Origin of the sequence: Variovorax sp. VRV01, assembly GCF_014852545.1 — a bacterium.
Taxonomy (GTDB): domain Bacteria; phylum Pseudomonadota; class Gammaproteobacteria; order Burkholderiales; family Burkholderiaceae_C; genus Variovorax; species Variovorax beijingensis_A.
The window spans coordinates 60,698-76,764 of record NZ_JACVBS010000019.1 but is presented as its reverse complement, the minus strand read 5'-3'; the positions used below and the strand labels follow the sequence as shown (position 1 = coordinate 76,764).

At 68.0% G+C, this 16,067-nt stretch carries 16 protein-coding genes and 1 pseudogene; 5 read left to right on the top strand and 12 right to left on the bottom strand.

Annotated features, from left to right (window positions below; genetic code table 11):
- The 4 genes from urtB to IB278_RS27135 form a co-directional block, all read right to left on the bottom strand.
- Entirely contained in the window at nucleotides 1-903 is a 903-nt protein-coding gene (urtB, locus tag IB278_RS27150) for an urea ABC transporter permease subunit UrtB (protein ID WP_192326733.1), read from the bottom strand.
- A 5-nt stretch (nucleotides 904-908) separates the two neighbouring features.
- Complete coding sequence (gene urtA, locus IB278_RS27145; protein WP_192326732.1) at nucleotides 909-2,102, bottom strand: urea ABC transporter substrate-binding protein; 1,194 nt, start codon at nucleotides 2,100-2,102, stop codon at nucleotides 909-911.
- A gap of 416 nt (nucleotides 2,103-2,518) precedes the next feature.
- On the bottom strand, nucleotides 2,519-3,019 hold the full coding sequence (locus IB278_RS27140; RefSeq protein ID WP_145738697.1) for a hypothetical protein: 501 nt from the start codon (nucleotides 3,017-3,019) through the stop codon (nucleotides 2,519-2,521).
- Entirely contained in the window at nucleotides 3,016-3,951 is a 936-nt protein-coding gene (locus tag IB278_RS27135) for a LysR family transcriptional regulator (protein WP_192326731.1), read from the bottom strand. The genes IB278_RS27140 and IB278_RS27135 overlap by 4 nt, the downstream gene beginning before the upstream one ends.
- Before the next feature lie 96 nt (nucleotides 3,952-4,047).
- Between IB278_RS27135 and IB278_RS27130 the strand changes: the two genes are divergently transcribed.
- The gene (locus IB278_RS27130) at nucleotides 4,048-5,040 is read left to right on the top strand and encodes an SDR family oxidoreductase (protein WP_192326730.1); all 993 of its coding nucleotides are present in this window, start codon (nucleotides 4,048-4,050) and stop codon (nucleotides 5,038-5,040) included.
- Between the two features lie 31 nt (nucleotides 5,041-5,071).
- Here the strand turns inward: IB278_RS27130 and IB278_RS27125 are convergent, their stop codons facing one another.
- Genes IB278_RS27125 through IB278_RS27105 form a run of 5 tightly spaced genes read right to left on the bottom strand, consistent with a single transcriptional unit; the run spans nucleotide 5,072 to nucleotide 8,888 of the window.
- Entirely contained in the window at nucleotides 5,072-6,010 is a 939-nt protein-coding gene (locus IB278_RS27125; RefSeq protein ID WP_192326729.1) for a glutaminase, read from the bottom strand.
- Nucleotides 6,007-6,906 (bottom strand): DMT family transporter, encoded by a 900-nt coding sequence (locus IB278_RS27120; protein WP_192326728.1) that lies wholly within the window; start codon nucleotides 6,904-6,906, stop codon nucleotides 6,007-6,009. Before IB278_RS27120 ends, IB278_RS27125 begins: the two co-directional genes overlap by 4 nt.
- A 19-nt stretch (nucleotides 6,907-6,925) precedes the next feature.
- Complete coding sequence (locus IB278_RS27115; protein WP_318646716.1) at nucleotides 6,926-7,429, bottom strand: BON domain-containing protein; 504 nt, start codon at nucleotides 7,427-7,429, stop codon at nucleotides 6,926-6,928.
- The gene (locus IB278_RS27110; protein WP_145738687.1) at nucleotides 7,426-7,935 is read right to left on the bottom strand and encodes a flavin reductase family protein; all 510 of its coding nucleotides are present in this window, start codon (nucleotides 7,933-7,935) and stop codon (nucleotides 7,426-7,428) included. The genes IB278_RS27115 and IB278_RS27110 overlap by 4 nt, the downstream gene beginning before the upstream one ends.
- 41 nt (nucleotides 7,936-7,976) lie before the next feature.
- Complete coding sequence (locus IB278_RS27105) at nucleotides 7,977-8,888, bottom strand: LysR family transcriptional regulator (RefSeq protein ID WP_192326727.1); 912 nt, start codon at nucleotides 8,886-8,888, stop codon at nucleotides 7,977-7,979.
- Between the two features lie 108 nt (nucleotides 8,889-8,996).
- Between IB278_RS27105 and IB278_RS27100 the strand changes: the two genes are divergently transcribed.
- On the top strand, nucleotides 8,997-11,009 hold the full coding sequence (locus IB278_RS27100) for an alkyl/aryl-sulfatase (RefSeq protein WP_192326725.1): 2,013 nt from the start codon (nucleotides 8,997-8,999) through the stop codon (nucleotides 11,007-11,009).
- Here the strand turns inward: IB278_RS27100 and IB278_RS27095 are convergent.
- On the bottom strand, nucleotides 10,991-12,220 hold the full coding sequence (locus IB278_RS27095; RefSeq protein ID WP_145738681.1) for a nucleoside recognition domain-containing protein: 1,230 nt from the start codon (nucleotides 12,218-12,220) through the stop codon (nucleotides 10,991-10,993). The genes IB278_RS27100 and IB278_RS27095 overlap by 19 nt on opposite strands.
- A gap of 76 nt (nucleotides 12,221-12,296) precedes the next feature.
- Here IB278_RS27095 and IB278_RS34325 point away from each other — a divergent pair.
- A pseudogene (locus tag IB278_RS34325) lies at nucleotides 12,297-12,938 on the top strand (phospholipase D-like domain-containing protein); the annotation flags it as partial.
- 631 nt (nucleotides 12,939-13,569) lie between these two features.
- On the top strand, nucleotides 13,570-13,878 hold the full coding sequence (locus tag IB278_RS33970; protein WP_412556338.1) for a phospholipase D-like domain-containing protein: 309 nt from the start codon (nucleotides 13,570-13,572) through the stop codon (nucleotides 13,876-13,878).
- A gap of 7 nt (nucleotides 13,879-13,885) precedes the next feature.
- Here the strand turns inward: IB278_RS33970 and IB278_RS27085 are convergent, their stop codons facing one another.
- Entirely contained in the window at nucleotides 13,886-14,692 is an 807-nt protein-coding gene (locus IB278_RS27085) for a metallophosphoesterase (protein WP_145740501.1), read from the bottom strand.
- A gap of 134 nt (nucleotides 14,693-14,826) precedes the next feature.
- On the opposite strand from IB278_RS27085, the gene IB278_RS27080 reads away from it, so the two are divergent.
- Complete coding sequence (locus IB278_RS27080) at nucleotides 14,827-15,000, top strand: hypothetical protein (RefSeq protein ID WP_186454093.1); 174 nt, start codon at nucleotides 14,827-14,829, stop codon at nucleotides 14,998-15,000.
- Between the two features lie 10 nt (nucleotides 15,001-15,010).
- On the opposite strand, the gene IB278_RS27075 is transcribed toward IB278_RS27080, so the two are convergent.
- On the bottom strand, nucleotides 15,011-15,991 hold the full coding sequence (locus tag IB278_RS27075; RefSeq protein WP_192326723.1) for a LysR family transcriptional regulator: 981 nt from the start codon (nucleotides 15,989-15,991) through the stop codon (nucleotides 15,011-15,013).
- Between the last annotated feature and the right edge of the window lie 76 nt (nucleotides 15,992-16,067).

Sequence of the window (16,067 nt, the reverse complement as noted above, 5' to 3'; positions counted from 1 at the left end):
TCAGCTCCTCGCGCGCGTGGCGAACAGGCCGTTGGGCCGGAAGTACAGCACCGCGATCACCAGCAGCAGGATCGTGGCCTTGGCCATCGAGCCGCTCATGAGGTACTCGAGCCAGGTCTGCGACTGCGCGATGGCAAAGCCCGAGAGCGCGGTGCCGATGAGGCTCTGCACGCCGCCGAACACCACCACGATGAACGAGTCGACGATGTACAGCTGGCCCGTGCCAGGGTTGGTCGAGCCGATCATCGTGAACACCGAACCGGCGATGCCCGCCAGGCCCGAGCCCAGCGCGAAGGTCATCGCGTCGACGCGGTGCGTGTCGATGCCCACTGCGCCGGCGATGGCGCGGTTCTGCGTCACCGCGCGCACCTTCAGGCCCCAGGGCGTGCGGTACAGCAGCAGGTACACGCCGACCGCGACGAGGGCGGTGAGCCCGACGATGAAGATGCGCGTGAGCGGCAGCTGGATGCCCGCCGTCGGCTCCCATGCGCCGGCGAGCCACGAGGCCAGCGGCACGCTGACCTCCTGCGCGCCGAAGATCGAGCGATAAGCCTGCTGCAGCATCAGGCTCAGGCCCCAGGTGGCCAGCAGCGTGTCGAGCGGCCGGTCGTAGAAGAAGCGGATGAAGCCCCGCTCCAGCAGGTAGCCGAACGCGAAGGTCACGGCGAACGCGAACGGGATCGCTGCGAACAGGTACAGGTCCATCCAGCCGGGCGCGAAGTGCGCGAAGAAGCGCGCCGCCAGGTAGGTCATGTAGGCGCCCAGCGCCATCAGCTCGCCGTGCGCCATGTTGATGACGCCCATCAGACCGAAAACGATGGCCAGTCCGATGGCCATGAGCAGCAGGATGGTGAACAGGCTCACGCCGTTGAACACCTGCATCACCGCGATGTCGAAGTTCATCGGGGTCAGACCTTCGGGAAGGGGTTGGGCTCGACCGGCTGCGGCGATTCCCACACGATGTCGAACTGGCCGTCGGGCCGTGCGCGGCCCACGCGCACCTTCTTCCACACGTGGTGATTGGTGGCGTGCACGCGCACCGTGCCTTCGGGCGCCTCGATCTCCACGCCCGCCGCGGCGGCCGTGACCTTGTCGACGTCGAAGGACTTGGCCTTCTCGACCGCGAGCTTCCAGAGGTACACGCTGTTGTAGGCCACCTCCATCGGGTCGCCGATCACGCGATCCTGCCCGTACCTGGCCTTGAAGGCCTTCACGAACTTCTCGTTGGCTGGCGACTTGATGCTCTGGAAGTAGCCCATGCAGGCGTAGTAGCCCGTGGCGTTGTCCTTGCCGATGCCGTCGATCTCGTTCTCGGACACCACGGTCGACAGCAGCACTTGCTTGCTGCCGTCGAGGCCCGCCGCGCGCAGCTGCTTGTAGAAAGCCACGTTGGAGCCGCCCACCACCGTGCTGTAGATGCAGTCGGGCTTGGCGGCCTTGATCTTGTTGATGATCGACGAGAACTCGGTGTGGCCCAGCGGCGCATATTCTTCGCCGAGCACCTTGCCGCCGGCCGTGGCAATGGCGGGCTTGGCGATCTTGTTGCAGGTGCGCGGGTAGATGTAGTCGGAGCCCACGAGGAAGAAGCTCTTGCCCTTCTCGCGCGCCATCCATTCGACCGCCGCGATGACCGACTGCGTGGCCTCCTGCGAGGGGTAGAACACGCGCTTGTCCTGCTCCTGGCCCTCGTAGTAGGTCGGGTAGAAGAGGAGGCCCTTGGCCTGGTTGAGCACCGGCAGCAACGCCTTGCGCGAGGCCGAGGTGTAGCAGCCGATGATGGCGGCGACCTTGTCGCGCTCCAGCAGCTTGCGTGCCTTTTCAGCGAACACCGGGTTCTCGCTGGCGCCGTCTTCGACCACCGCCTCGATCTTCTTGCCCAGCACGCCGCCGGCGGCATTGATCTCCTCGATGGCCAGTTTTTCGGCATCGACCAACGAGGCCTCGGCGATGGCGATGGTGCCCGAGAGCGAATGCAGCAGCCCGAGCTTCACGGTGGCGCCATCCTGCGCGGCCGCCAACCTGGCGACGCCGCCCGCGGCGCCCAGCACGATCATCGAGCCGCCGGTTTTCACGATCTGGCGGCGGTTGAAGGGGTTCGTCATGTCAAATTCCTTTGCTTTGGTTTTGTGCGAGTCATCAGGAACATCCGACCTTCGGCCGCCGTGCGTTGGGTGTCTCCTCCCGCGGCGCGGCGCCTGCAAACGAGCGACCGGTCACCAGTGCTTTTTTTCGCCGGGCAAGGCTCCGCCCCCGGATGGCGCGCATCCGTTTCGAAAAGGCTTCGTTGCGACCGAAAAACAAAAAAGCCCGAACCGGTGTTGAAACCGGTTCGGGCTTTGTTGCCCGACCCTTCGCTGGCAGCACTGGCAGCGGGGGTCGTATGAATGAAGGACTGAAAACGATTGCTCGTTGGGGCGGATTCTTCTCAACTCACCCCTGCATGGACATACGTTCTTTCGCTTATTGGCGGATACGCAGAACGTGTGGTATCCGCGCGCGCACTGGCGCGGCGCTGCCGTCAGCGCGGGCGGGCGAAGTCGGCTTCGATCCAGCCGGCGGCGCTGCCGGACGTGAGCTTGAAGGCAGGTGAGACGTTGACGCTCGCGAGCTCGCTGTCGTCTTCGTCGTCATGTGCGCTCAGCATGGCCGAGGGGTTGTCCTCGTCGGGCACGATGGCGAGCGACACGCGAATGCGCCGGCCGTCGCGCGCCGTGACCGTCACGCTCTTGTTGAGCGTGGCGTGCAATTGCTGCTCGTGGCGGCGGATCACTTCGGCGGCGGTCTTCACCAGCGTGGAAAACGCAGGCCCGTCGAGCGGCTTCGGGTTCTTCTTGTCGCGGCCCATGGTCCAGGGGCCGACCAGCGCCGGTTCGGGGTCGCCGTGGCGGGTCATCTCGACGGCCCAGCCGTCGTCTTCCTCGTTCTTGATGACGCGGGCGGTCCATTGGCCGTCGCGCCAGAGGCGGGGTTCCTGCAGGGGGAGGGTGTCGGAGTCGGTGGAGTCTGTGGCTTCGGTCATTCGGGTGCTTGTGTTCGTGCGCGGCCCATTTTCGCCTGCGCCTGCGTGCCGATGTAATGCTGCAGGCCATCGACCAATGCATCGAAGGCGGCGCGGCAGCGCGGACTGCTGCGAAGATCCTCGTGCATCGTGACCCAGGTCTCGAGCTTCAGGGAAAACGTGCGCCGCATCAGGCGCACCAGCGCCGCGTTGCGCAGGGCGAGCCCGGCCTGGCAGATGCCGATGCCCGCACCGGCGCGGATCAGCGCGAGCTGCGCCAGGTCGCTGTCGGTGCGCAGCGAGAAGGCATCGCGGCTGAAGCCCTTCAGCGACTTGCCCGCATTGCGCACGAAGGCCGAAGGCTGGTCGTAGCCGATGACCGAATGCGCCGCCAGTTCTTCGAGCCTGCGCGGTGTTCCATGACGGGCCAGGTAGTCCTTGTGCGCGTGGAAGCCGAGCTCGATCTGACCGATGCGGCGCGCCACCAGCTGCTCCTGCTTCGGGCGGACCATGCGCACGGCAATGTCGGCCTCGCGTCGCAGCAGGTCCTGGACGCGGTTGGTCGACACCAGTTCAATCTTCAGGGCCGGGTGTTGCTCGCGCAGCCGCGCGACGATGGGCGGCAGCACCTCGACGCCGATCACTTCGCTGGCGGACACCCGCACCACGCCGCGCACGCCCTCGCCCTGGCTGGTGGCGGCGCGCGCCAGGGAGGCGGCAGTGCTCTCCATTGCCTCGGCGTGGCCCCGCAGCGCCAGGGCAATTTCGGTCGGCATCAAGCCGACCTGCGAGCGCGTGAAGAGCACCACGCCCAGGGCTTTTTCCAGCGCCGCGACATGGCGTCCCGCCGTCGGTTGGGTGATGCCGAGCGCGCGCGCCGCACCGGAGAGCGAGCCCTCCCGCAGCACGGCGAGAAAGGAGCGATAGAGTTCCCAGCCGATGTTCGAGGTCATGCACAAATGTATAGCTGCTGGCTCATGTTCGGCAATTCCAATGGAATGGCCTGCGCTCCAGAATCCATCCATCGACAACTCTTCTGGAGCGTTTTCATGGCCCGCAGCAACACGGTTCTGGTTCTTGGTGCCACAGGCGGCATCGGCAGCGAGGTGGCGCGGCAACTGCGCGACGCGGGGTGGCAGGTGCGCGCACTGAAGCGCGGCGCGGCGGATACAGCGGCGCAGAAGGACGGCATCACCTGGATCTCCGGCGATGCGATGGACCGCCATGCCGTGGCCGAGGCCGCGAAGGGCTGCTCGGTCATCGTGCATGCGGTCAATCCCCCCGGCTACCGCCGCTGGCCGCAGCTGGTGCTGCCGATGCTCGACAACACCATTGCGGCCGCCACGGCCGAAGGTGCCACCATCGTGCTGCCCGGCACGGTCTACAACTACGGGCCGGATGCGTTTGCCCTGCTCGCCGAAGATTCGCCGCAGCGCCCCGCGACGCGCAAGGGCGCGATCCGCGTGGAGATGGAAAGTCGGCTCGAAGCCGCCAGCCGCCGCGGCGCCCGCGTGCTGATCGTGCGCGCCGGCGACTTCTTCGGCCCGAAGGCCGGCAACAACTGGTTCTCGCAGGGGCTGGTCAAGGCGGGAAAGCCGGTCGGCACGGTGAGCTACCCAGGCAGGAGCGGCATCGGCCACCAGTGGTCCTACCTGCCGGACGTGGCGCGCACCATGGTCGAGCTGCTGGAGCGCCGCGACAGGCTGGAGGCCTTCGCGAGCTTTCACATGGCCGGCCACTGGGATGCGGACGGCACGCGCATGAGCGGCGCCATCCGCCGCGTGGTGGCGCGCCGCACGGGTGTCGAACCGCGCGTGGCGGCCTTTCCGTGGTGGCTGCTGACCCTGGCTTCGCCGTTCTTCGCGACCTTTCGCGAGATGCGCGAAATGCGATACCTGTGGGAGACGCCGGTGCGGATGGACAATGCGCGGCTGGTCGCGTTTCTCGGCCGCGAGCCGCACACGCCGCTCGACGAAGCAGTCGAGGCTTCGCTCGAAGGCATGGCGTGCCTGCGCACGCCACCGGTGGCAGTGCCCGCCTGAAGATGCGGCAGAGGCGCGAGCAAACAGCCGCTCAGAAGACCGACAGCCCGGTCCGCGCGACGAAGAGTTCCAGCGCCTTCATTCCCAGCAACGAGTTGCCCGTGGCGTCCAGCGCGGGCGACCACACGCACAGCGTGAGCCGGTCGGGCACCACGGCCACGATGCCGCCGCCCACGCCGCTCTTGCAGGGCAGGCCGATGGAGAACGCCACGTCGCCCGCGGCGTCGTAGGTGCCGCAGGTGAGCATCAGCGCATTGATGCGCCGCGTCTGCCGCTCGCCGGTCACCTCGGCCCGGCCGTCGATCGGATGCGCGCCGTCGCGGCACAGGAAGGCCGCCGCGCGCGCCAGCTGGCGGCAGCTCATGCGCAGCGCGCACTGGTGAAAGTAGGTGTCGAGCACCACGGCCACGTCGTTGTCGATCTTGCCGAAGCTCTTCATGAAGTTGGCGAGCGCGATGTTGCGAAAGCCGGTCGCGGCCTCGGAGCGTGCCACCTCGTCGTCGAACGAGATCGGCTCGCCGCAGAGGCTGCCCATCAGCGCCAGGATGTCGGCCTTGGCGCCGCCGCCGGCCTGCAGCGCCTGGCTCACGAGGCGGTCGGCCACTGCGATGGCGCCCGCATTGATGAACGGATTGCGCGGCTTGCCCTGCTCGTTCTCCAGCTGCACCAGCGAGTTGAAGGGATTGCCCGAAGGCTCGCGGCCGATGCGCTCCCACAGTGCGTCGCCCATGCGCTGCATGGCCAGCGTCAGCGTGAAGAGCTTGGACACGCTCTGGATCGAGAACGGCGTTTCGGCATCGCCCGCGAAGGCCTCGGTGCCGTCGCAGGTGCGCAGCGCAATGCCGAGCTGGCGCGGGTCGATGCAGGCCAGCGCCGGGATGTAGCTGGCCACCGTGCCGGCGGTGCCCAGCAGCGGCCGCAGGGTGGCGACAATGTCGTCGAGCACCGGCTGGAAGTCCGTGTCCTTCATGCCCGCGCCTTTCGCCGATTGACCATCACGATGCCGAGGCCCACGCCCACCAGCGCCAGCATCAGCTGCAGCGTGAGCGGTTCGCCGAGCAGCGCCACGCCGAACACCAGCGCGAACAGCGGCGTCAGAAAGCTGAACGACGACATCTGCGTGGCAGGATAGTGCCGCAGCAGCCACATCCAGGTGAGGTAGCTCGCGAAGGCGCCGATCACGGTCTGCAGGCCGATCGAGGTCCATGCCCACGCCGAATACGAGAAGCCCCAGCGCTCGCCGAGCGCCAACGACAGCAGCGGGCACACGGCCGCGGTCACCGCCACCTGGTAGAACAGGGCCTTCTCGGCGCTCGCGGTGGCGAGCCGCGTGGTGCGCAGCGCCAGCGTGGTCAGGCCCCAGAGCATGCCGCCCACGATCGCCATCGCATCGCCAATCAGCTGGCCCGAACTTGAATGCCCGAAGCCTTCGCTGAACGCGAACAGCACCGCCGCGAAGGCGATGCCCAGGCCCAGCCACTGCAGGCCGCGCAGGCGCTCGGCGGGTACCCAGCGCGGCAGCAGCAGCGAAACCCAGAACGGCGCGGTGTACAGGAACACTGTGAGCCTCGAAGCCGAGGTGTGCTGCAGCCCCAGGTAGATGCAGGCGAACTCGCCCGCGAACAGCAGGCCCACGAGCAGCCCGCCCGGCAGCGTGCCGTCGCGCTCGAACAGCGGCACGCGGCGCCACAGGCACCAGAGCCAGAGCAGCGCCACGGCGCCCGCCATGCGCACCGAGGCCTGCCAGAGCGGAGGCACTTCGGCGACGGTGGTCTTGATGAGGATCTGCTGCAGGCCCCAGAACGCGCAGCATGCGATCAGAAGGCCGATGGCGAGGGAATCGAGGTGGGTCTTGCGCTGGATCATTCGTCGCGTTGTTGTTCGTTCACCGGCCGGCCACCGGATAAGGCGGCTTGCCCCGCGTGCCCACCATCAGGTCGGGCACCACGGTTTCGACATCGGGCACCGCGCGCGCGGCGCGTTCGAGCTTCCTGGCCACGGCGGCCGAGGGCACGCAGCCCTGCAGGTAGACCCAGCGCCGCTGGATCATCACCCACACGCTGGCCTTCTGCACGCCCGGCACGGCCGAGAGCGCGGCGCGCACCTTGGGCGCGAGCGGCTTGTCGTAGCGGTAGGCGTTGCTGTCGGTGCATTTGCCCGCGAGCCAGCAGCTGGTGCCGCGCTCCAGCCGCGAATGGGTCTGGGCACGGCGCTCCTCGGCGGTATAGAGCGGGCCTTCGGGCATGGCACAGGCGGGCTGGCCGGCGGAGACCTGGAAGAAGGGATCGTCGAACCAGTTCTGCTTGAGCGGTGCTGCCGGCTCCTGCGCCGCGACGTTCTGCGCAGCCAGCAGCACCGACACGCACATGAACGCAGCGCCGCGGCTCACAAGGGATGTTCCGTGTAGAAGCGCCCGCCGTGGAACAGCAGCGGCGAGGCGCCGGCGTTGTGGGTGCAGCGCTCCACCTCGCCGACGAAGATCACGTGGTCGCCCTCGTCGTAGCGGCTGCGGTTGAAGCATTCGAAGCTCGCCGCCGCACCGGCCAGCACCGGCGCGCCGCCAAGCCCCTCGGTGAAGGCCACGTCGGCCCAGCGGTCGATGTTCTTGGTGGCGAAGCGCTCGGCCAGCCCCTTCTGGTTGGCGGCCAGGATGTTGATGGCGTAGTGCGAGCCGGTGCTGAGCGCCGGCATCGAGCCGGCCGCGCGCGCCAGGCTCCACAGCACCAGCGGCGGCGCGAGCGATACCGAATTGAACGAGTTGGCCGTGAGGCCGACCAGCGTGCCTTCGGCCGAGCGCGCGGTGACGATGGTCACGCCGGTGGCGAACATGCCGAGCGCTTCGCGGAACTCGTCGGGCGAAAAGGTGGGGGGCTTGGCCCGGCGGGGAGTGGTCACGGAAAAGGCTGGGCGATGATCGGCAGGAGGACCATTTTGGCTCAGCGCATGGCGGGCTGCTTGGCCGGGCCCATCAACTCTGTCACGAGCCGGGTATAGGCACTGGCGGCGGCCGAGGGCGTGCGGCCCGCAAGCGTCACCAGGCTGTAGTGCGTCCGCATGCCTGCAAAGCCGACGATCGGCAGGGGCGCGAGGGCGTTCGTGTCGGTGTCCAGGGCCGGCGCATGTGGCGCGAGGATCACCGCATTGGCAGTCAGGGCCAGGTGGCGAAGGGTGCCGGCGTCGTCGCAGGTCACGCTGAATGCGCCGCGGTCGCTGCGCGGAGTCTGGCGATCGAAATATGCGGCCACTTCGGCGGGCAGGTTCGGACCGGCCAGGGGATGGTCCATGGCCTTTTCCAGCGTCACCTGCTTCAGGCGGCGCAGCGGGTGCCTGGGCTGCACGAAGAACGAGACCGGCAGGTCGGGCAGGCGCGCGAGCTTCAGTCCGGGCTGCTTCTTCAGGTCGCGGGTGTCGGCGATGAACAGGTCCAGCTGCCGCCGGTGCAGGCGCTCGCAGAGCGTGGCGGTGTCGGCCACTTCCATGCGCATGAGCAGTTGCGGATGGCGCTGCGTCATCAGCGACAGGGCCATGCGGCCGAGCGTGCTGGCGGCGAAGGGGCCGAGACCCACGGCAAGGCTGCCGATCGCGAGGCCTTCGAGCTGCAGCACGTCGCGCTGGATCTGCTGCGCATCCGCGAGGAGCTCGCGGGCGCGCGCGAGCACGAGCTCGCCTGCCTGCGTGAAGCGCACGGTGCCGTAGGCGCGGTCGATCAGGCGCGCTTGCAGGCTGTCCTCGAGGGTGTCGATGCTGCGCGAGAGCGCGGGCTGCGACAGGTGCACGGCCTGCGCGGCGCGGCCGAAGCTGCCCTGCTCCGCGAGCGCGACGAGATGCTGGAGCTGGCGCAGCTGCATTTTGCGTTCTGGTTAAAAAGAGAACTCATATTTTGCATTTGCCAATGCTTCGAGCGATTCGGAGAATCGCTCGCTGTTCCTGCTTTTCGCCAAAGACAAAGAGACACGATGCACGCTTTTTCCTTCTCTGCCGTCCTCGCCGCACTGGCTTGCGCGCTCGGCGGCGCGCCGTCCTTCGCGCAGATCGCGCCCAAGGCGCCCGAGTCCGCCACGCTGAAGGCCAATGCCGCCATGGCAAGGGCGCTGCCCTTCGCCAACCGGCAGGACTTCGAGGACGCGATGCGCGGCTTCATCGGCACGGTGCCCGATGCGGCGGTGCCCGGCGCCGGCCCGCGCCCGGCCTGGAGCATGAAGCCCTATGACTTCCTCAAGGCGAACGAAGCGGCCGACACGGTCAACCCGAGCCTGTGGCGGCAGGCGCAGCTCAATGCGATTCACGGCCTGTTCAAGGTGACCGATCGTGTCTACCAGGTGCGCGGCTTCGACATCGCGAACATGACCATCGTCGAAGGCGACAACTCGCTGATCGTCATCGATCCGCTGCTCACGGCGGAGACCGCGCGCGCCGCGCTCGCGCTGTACCGGCAGCACCGGCCGAAGAAGCCGGTCGGCACGGTGATCTACACGCACGGGCACGCCGACCACTTCGGCGGCGTGAAGGGCGTGGTCAGCGAAGACGATGTGGCTGCCGGGAAGGTGCAGGTCATTGCACCCTCGGGTTTCATGGAAACGGCAGTGGCGGAGAACATCCTCGCGGGCAACGCGATGAGCCGGCGTTCGCAGTACCAGTTCGGCACGCTGCTGCCGCCCGGTGTGCGCGGGCAGGTCGATACCGGCCTGGGCAAGGCGCTCGCGCGCGGCACCATCACGCTGATCGCGCCCACGTCGACCATCGAGAAGGCCACGGAGCAGCGCACCATCGATGGCGTGGAGATCGTGTTCCAGCTGGTGCCCGGTTCGGAGGCGCCGTCGGAAATGCTCATGTACCTGCCGCAGTTCCGCGTGCTCAACATGGCGGAGGACGTGACGCACAACATGCACAACCTCTACACGATCCGCGGCGCCGAAGTGCGCGACGGCAACCTGTGGGCCAGGTACATCGACCAGGCGCGCGTGGCCTTCGGCGAAAAGACGGACGTGCTGATCGCCCAGCACCACTGGCCCACCACCGGCCGCGATCGCATCGTCGACCTGCTGAAGAAGCAACGCGACATGTACAAGTTCATCAACGACCAGTCGCTGCGCCTGCTCAACCACGGCTACACCGCGGCCGACATCGCCGAGACGCTGCGCATGCCTGCGAGCCTGGAGCAGGAATGGTCCGCGCGCGGCTACTACGGCACGCTGCGGCACAACGCCAAGGCCGTGTACCAGAAGTACCTGGGCTGGTACGACGCCAATCCGGCCAACCTGAATCCGCTGCCGCCGGTGGACCATGCGAAGAAGACGGTCGAATACATGGGCGGTGCCGACGCCGTGATCGCACGCGCCCGCGAAGACTTCAGGCAGGGCGAGTTCCGCTGGGTCGCGAGCGCGATGAGCCAGGTTGTCTACGCCGATCCCGCCAACCGCGCGGCACGCGAACTCGGCGCCGATGCGCTCGAGCAGCTGGGCTACCAGTCGGAGGCCGGCACCTGGCGCAGCGCCTACCTGGTGGGCGCGATGGAACTGCGCAACGGCGTGCCGAAGATCCCCGGCGCCAGCAGCTCGAACGCCGACACGCTCAAGGCCGTGAGCAACGACCTGTTCTTCGACTTCCTCGGCGTGCGGCTCGATGCCGCCAAGGCCGAGGGCAAGGCGATGGTCATCAACTGGCACTTCACCGATTCGAACCAGAAGTTCGTGCTGACGCTGGAGAACTCGGCGCTCACGCATGTGGCGGGCCTGCAGGCGAGCGGGGCGGATGCCACCGTGACGCTGGGCCGCGCGACGCTCGATGCGATCACGCTGAAACAGACGACTTTTCCCGAGGCGGTTCAGTCGGGACTGGTGAAGATCGAAGGCAACCGCGCGAAGCTCGGCGAGCTGCTGTCGATGCTCGATACCTTCGAGCCGATGTTTCCCGTGGTCGAGCCGCGCAAGCAAGCCGCCCGCAGCCAGGATCAGCCAAAGAACCAGTAGCAGACCGCAACCGCCGCCACCACGCCCGCCAGTTCGGCCGCGAGCGCGCAGGCCACCGCATGCCGCGCGCGCTGGATGCCGACCGCGCCGAAGTACACCGCCAGCACGTAGAAGGTGGTCTCGGTGCTGCCCTGGATGGTGGCGGCCACGAGGGCCGGGAAGCTGTCCACGCCCTGGCTCTTCATGGTTTCGATCAGCATCGCGCGCGCCGCGCTGCCCGAGAAGGGCTTGACCAGGGCGGTGGGCATGGCGTCGACGAAGCGCGCATCCCAGCCGCCCGCGCTCACCAGCCAGCGCAGGCCGCCGAGCACGAAGTCCAGCGCACCCGAGGCGCGCAGCACGCCGACCGCGCACAGCATCGCCACCAGGTAGGGCAGCAGGTTCTTCGCGATATCGAAGCCTTCCTTCGCGCCCTCGATGAAACACTCGTAGACCTTGATGCGGCGGATCGCACCGGCCAGCAGGAACACGATGATCACGCCGAACAGCGCAAGATTGCCCATGAGCGAGGAGAGCGACGCAATGGCCGCCGCCGAGAGCGTGCCCAAGAGCGCCATGAAGCCGCCCAGCAGCAGCGCGCCCGGCACCAGGTAGGCCAGCACCACCGGGTCCCACAGCCGCAGGCGCTGCGCCACGGCCACCGAGAGCAGGCCGACCAGCGTCGATGCGCTGGTGGCCAGCAGGATCGGCAGGAACACCATCGTCGGATCGCTCGCGCCCTGCTGTGCGCGGTACATGAAGATCGTCACGGGCAGCAGCGTGAGCGAAGAGGCGTTGAGCACCAGGAACAGGATCTGCGCATTGGTGGCCGTGACCGGATCGGGGTTGAGCCGCTGCAGCTCGCGCATCGCCTTCAGGCCGATGGGCGTGGCCGCGTTGTCGAGCCCGAGCGCATTGGCCGCGAAGTTCATCGTGATCAGGCCCAGCGCCGGATGGCCCGCGGGCACGCCGGGCATGAGCCGCCGGAACAGCGGGCCCAGCAGGCGCGCGAGCCAGCCCACCAGCCCCGCCGCCTCTGCGATGCGCAGGAAGCCGAGCCACAGTGTGAGCGTGCCGAACAGCAGCACCATCACCTCGACCGCGAGCCGCGCCATCGCGAACAGGCTTTCGACGATCGCCGCGAAGACCGCCGGATCGCCGCCCACGAGCCAGCGCCCGAGCGCCGCCAGCATCGCCACTGCGAAGAAACCCAGCCACAAGCCGTTGAGCACGCGTGTCCTTTTTCCTTTTTTTGTGAGCGCGATCATAGGGCTGCGCCCAAGCCCACCGCCGGCTACAGTGCGGGCCATGGCAGCCTCTTGCTCTATCCGCAGACTCGCAGCCCTGGTGTGGGTCGCCGTGGCCTCGGCGTGGCTGGCGGGCTGCGCGGGCCTGCCGCCGCCACAGCCCAGCGCGCCGTCCGCGGCCATCACCGATGTCGCTGACACTGCGCTCGGCCAGCTGGCGCGGCTGCGCGCGCCGCAGGAGCCCGCATCGCTGTCGGGCTTCCGGCTGCTGCCGGAGGCGGCCTTTGCCTTCGACGCGCGCATTTCGCTCGCGCGGCATGCCGAGAAGTCGCTCGACGTGCAGTACTACCTGATCCAGAACGACGACGTCGGCCTGCTGCTGCTGCGCGAACTGCGCGAGGCCGCCGCGCGCGGCGTGCGGGTGCGCCTCCTGGTGGACGATCTCTACACCGCCGGCGAGGACGAGGTGTTCAGCGCGCTTTCGGCCTTTCCCAACGTCGAGGTGCGGCTGTTCAATCCGCTGCCTTCGCGTGCCGACTCGTTCGCGCTGCGGCTCCTGTTCTCGCTGGGCGACTTCGGCCGCATCAACCACCGCATGCACAACAAGCTGCTGGTGGCCGACAACAGCTTTGCCGTCTCGGGCGGCCGCAACATCGCCAACGAATACTTCATGCGCGGCACGGCGGCGAACTTCATCGACATGGACGTGCTCTCCTGCGGGCCGGTGGTGCGCCGGATGTCCGAAGGCTTCGACCGCTACTGGAACAGCGAGCATGTCTGGCCCATCGAGCGCATCGTGCCGCAGCGCATGGCGGCCGAAGAGGCGCAGAAGCGCTTCGACGCCCTCGCGGCCGCCGCGCTGCCCGACGTGCGCATCCGCCCGCGCGACGTGCTGGACCATTCGCCCGTGGGCGAACAGCTCGCCACCGGCAGGCTCGAGCTGCAATGGGCGCCATCCACGCTGTTCGTGGACGACCCCGCGAAGATCACGCGCAACTCCGAGGCGGCCTACGAGGGCAGCGTGACCGCAGGCGCGCTCGGCGTCATCAATTCGGCCAGGCGCGAAGTCAAGATCGGTTCGCCCTATTTCATTCCCGGCGCGCGCGGCATGGCGATGATGAAGCAGGCCATCGAGCGTGGCGGGCGCATCACCGTGGTGACCAACTCGCTCGGCGCCACCGACGAACCGCTGGCCTACGCGGGCTACGAACGCTACCGCGCCGACATGCTGAAGATCGGCGTCACCATCTACGAAATCGCGCCCCGGCTGACCGGGCGCTCGGGGCGTCGGCAATTTCGGGCACTCGATCAGCCGGCTGCACGCCAAGCTCGCGGTGATCGATGGCGAGCGCATCTTTGTCGGCTCCATGAACCTCGACCGCCGCTCGGCCGCGGTGAACACCGAAATGGGCCTCGTGATCGACAGCCCGGCGCTCGTGGCCGACTACGAAAGGCTCATGAGCGGCGAGCGCGTGAGCCTGGGCTACCGGCTGCGGCTCGCGCCGGGCGGGCGCCGCGTGCAATGGCTGGAATACGACGACGCCGGCGGCGACATCGTCCACGAGGACGAGCCCGGCGAGTTTCTCTGGCTGCGCTTCAAGAACTGGCTGCTGCTGCCGATCGTGGGTGAAGAGCTGCTGTAGCGCGCGCTCAGGGCACCTCGATCAGCAGGTCCGGCCGAAAGCCTTCCTGTTCGCCCTTGCCCTTGTAGCCGAGCGGGTTGGCGACCACGCGGCAGCCGTCCTTCACGTAGTCGGAGGGGCAGTGCAGGTGGCCGTGCAGCCACAGCCGGGCGCGCGGCAGCAGCGCATCGAGCGAATTGCAGAAGCCCGCGGTGCCGGGCGTGAGGCCGTAGCGTGGATCGGCGCTGGCGAGGCTGGGCGCGAAATGCGTGATGGCGACCGTGGCGCCGTCGAAAGGCTCGGCCAGCGCCTGTTCGAGCCAGGCCTGGCAGGCCAGCCCCTGCTCCCGCATGGCGCCGGCCATGAAGGGCTGGCCATGGCGCACCGTGGCGGCTTTCTCGAGATAGAAGTCGGCCGCGCGCATGGCCTTGCCGCGCTTCTTGAGCGCCTCGGCCAAGCCGTCGGTGGGTTCCACCAGCGCGTCGAAGTCGGCCCAGAGCGTGGTGCCGATGAAGCGGATGCCGTCGATCACCAGGGTCTCGCGCTCCAGCCAGAGAATGTCGAGCTCCCGGCACAGCGCGCGCAGGCGCTCGTGGGTCTGGTCGAAATCGGTGTTGTCGTATTCGTGGTTGCCCGGCACGTACATCACAGGCACCGGCCAGCCGTTGCGGGGCGAGAAACGGCCCAGGCCGAAGTCGGGGTCCGTTAGGCGCGAGCCTTCCTGGTAGGAGCCGATGTCGCCCGCCAGCACCAGCATGTCGGCGCCGGGCGCAGGCTCGGCCTGGAAGCGGGGGTGGGACTCCAGGTGCAGGTCGGACAGCAGTTGCAGCTTCATCTTGCGCATCGTGTGGCCAGTCTAGGGGAATCAGCCCATGCAAAAAGCGCATGAAGTGGGGCTTTCAATATTAGGGATAACCCCTATTCTTAGGACATCAACCACTCCAGCGCAGCCAAAAGCAGCGCACTGTCATGTTCAGCCTCATTGCCCAAGTGGCCCGTTTCTTCCGTTCCTCCGACGCCAGCGCCCCGGCCAGCCATGCCGCCGCGCTGATGGAAAGCGCCGATGTCCGCGCCGGCCGCGGTGCGCATCACGCGCAGGAACTGCGCGCTGCCGCCAGCGCCTGGCTCTCGGTCGTCCGCTGAAAGCCCTCGGTCATCCGGGCACCTTCTGCCCGAGGACCGAATCCGCAAAAGCCGCCGCGGCCGAGCGCAGCAGCGCGGTGCGCAGCCACTCGTGCGCATGCCCATGCTGCGCGCGCCGGTGCCAGATGGCGTCGACGTGCACCATCGGCTGGTCGAACGGCAGGTCGCGCAGCACCAGCTGCTCGTCGATGCCGGTCACGGTCACGAAATGGCGCGGCAGGACCGTCAGCAGGTCTGAATTGGCGACCACCCGGCCGGCCGTGAAGAACTGGTTCACCGTCACCACGATGCGCCGCTCGCGCCCCAGGGCGCCCAGCGTCTGGTCGATGAAGCCGTAGGGACGCCCCGAAAAGCTCACGAGCAGGTGCCGCGCGGCGCAATAGTCGTCCAGCGTGAGCGGCGCATTCGCGAGCGGATGGCCGCGCCGCATCACGCAGACGTACTGGCCCAGGTAGAGCCGCTGGGTCTCGAACGCCACGCCCACGCCCGACTGGCCGCGTGCCGCCAGGCTGGCGATCACGGCCGGAAAGTAGCCGATCGCCATGTCGACTTCTTCCTGCTCCAGCATCCGCCGCGGATCGCGGGTCGTCAGCGGCAGAACGCGCAGCGAGATAGCGGGCGCTTCCTTCTCCACGATCCGGACCAGCCCCGGGATGAGTTCGGCGGCGGTGGCGTCGGCCATGGCCAAGAGGAAGGTGGTGTCCGCGGTCGCTGCGTCGAACTCGCCCGGCGCCAGCGTGTGCTGCAGTTGCCGCAGCGCGTCGCGCACCGTGGGCCAGAGCGCCAGCGCGCGCGGCGTGGGCTCGACGCCTGCGCCCGAGCGGCGCACCAGCTCGTCGCCGAGCACTTCGCGCAGGCGGCGCAGCGCATTGCTCACGGCGGGCTGGGTGATCGACAGGTTGCGCGCGGCGCGCGTGAGGTTGCGCTCCGCCATCACCTCGTCGAAGACGCGGAGCAGGTTGAGGTCGAGTGTGCGGAAGTTGACGTCCATCAGTGATGTGAATGATAAACATCAGAAAGATAAAGTTGCAAAACACTAGGGCAAACCCTAATATCTCCCCATCGGC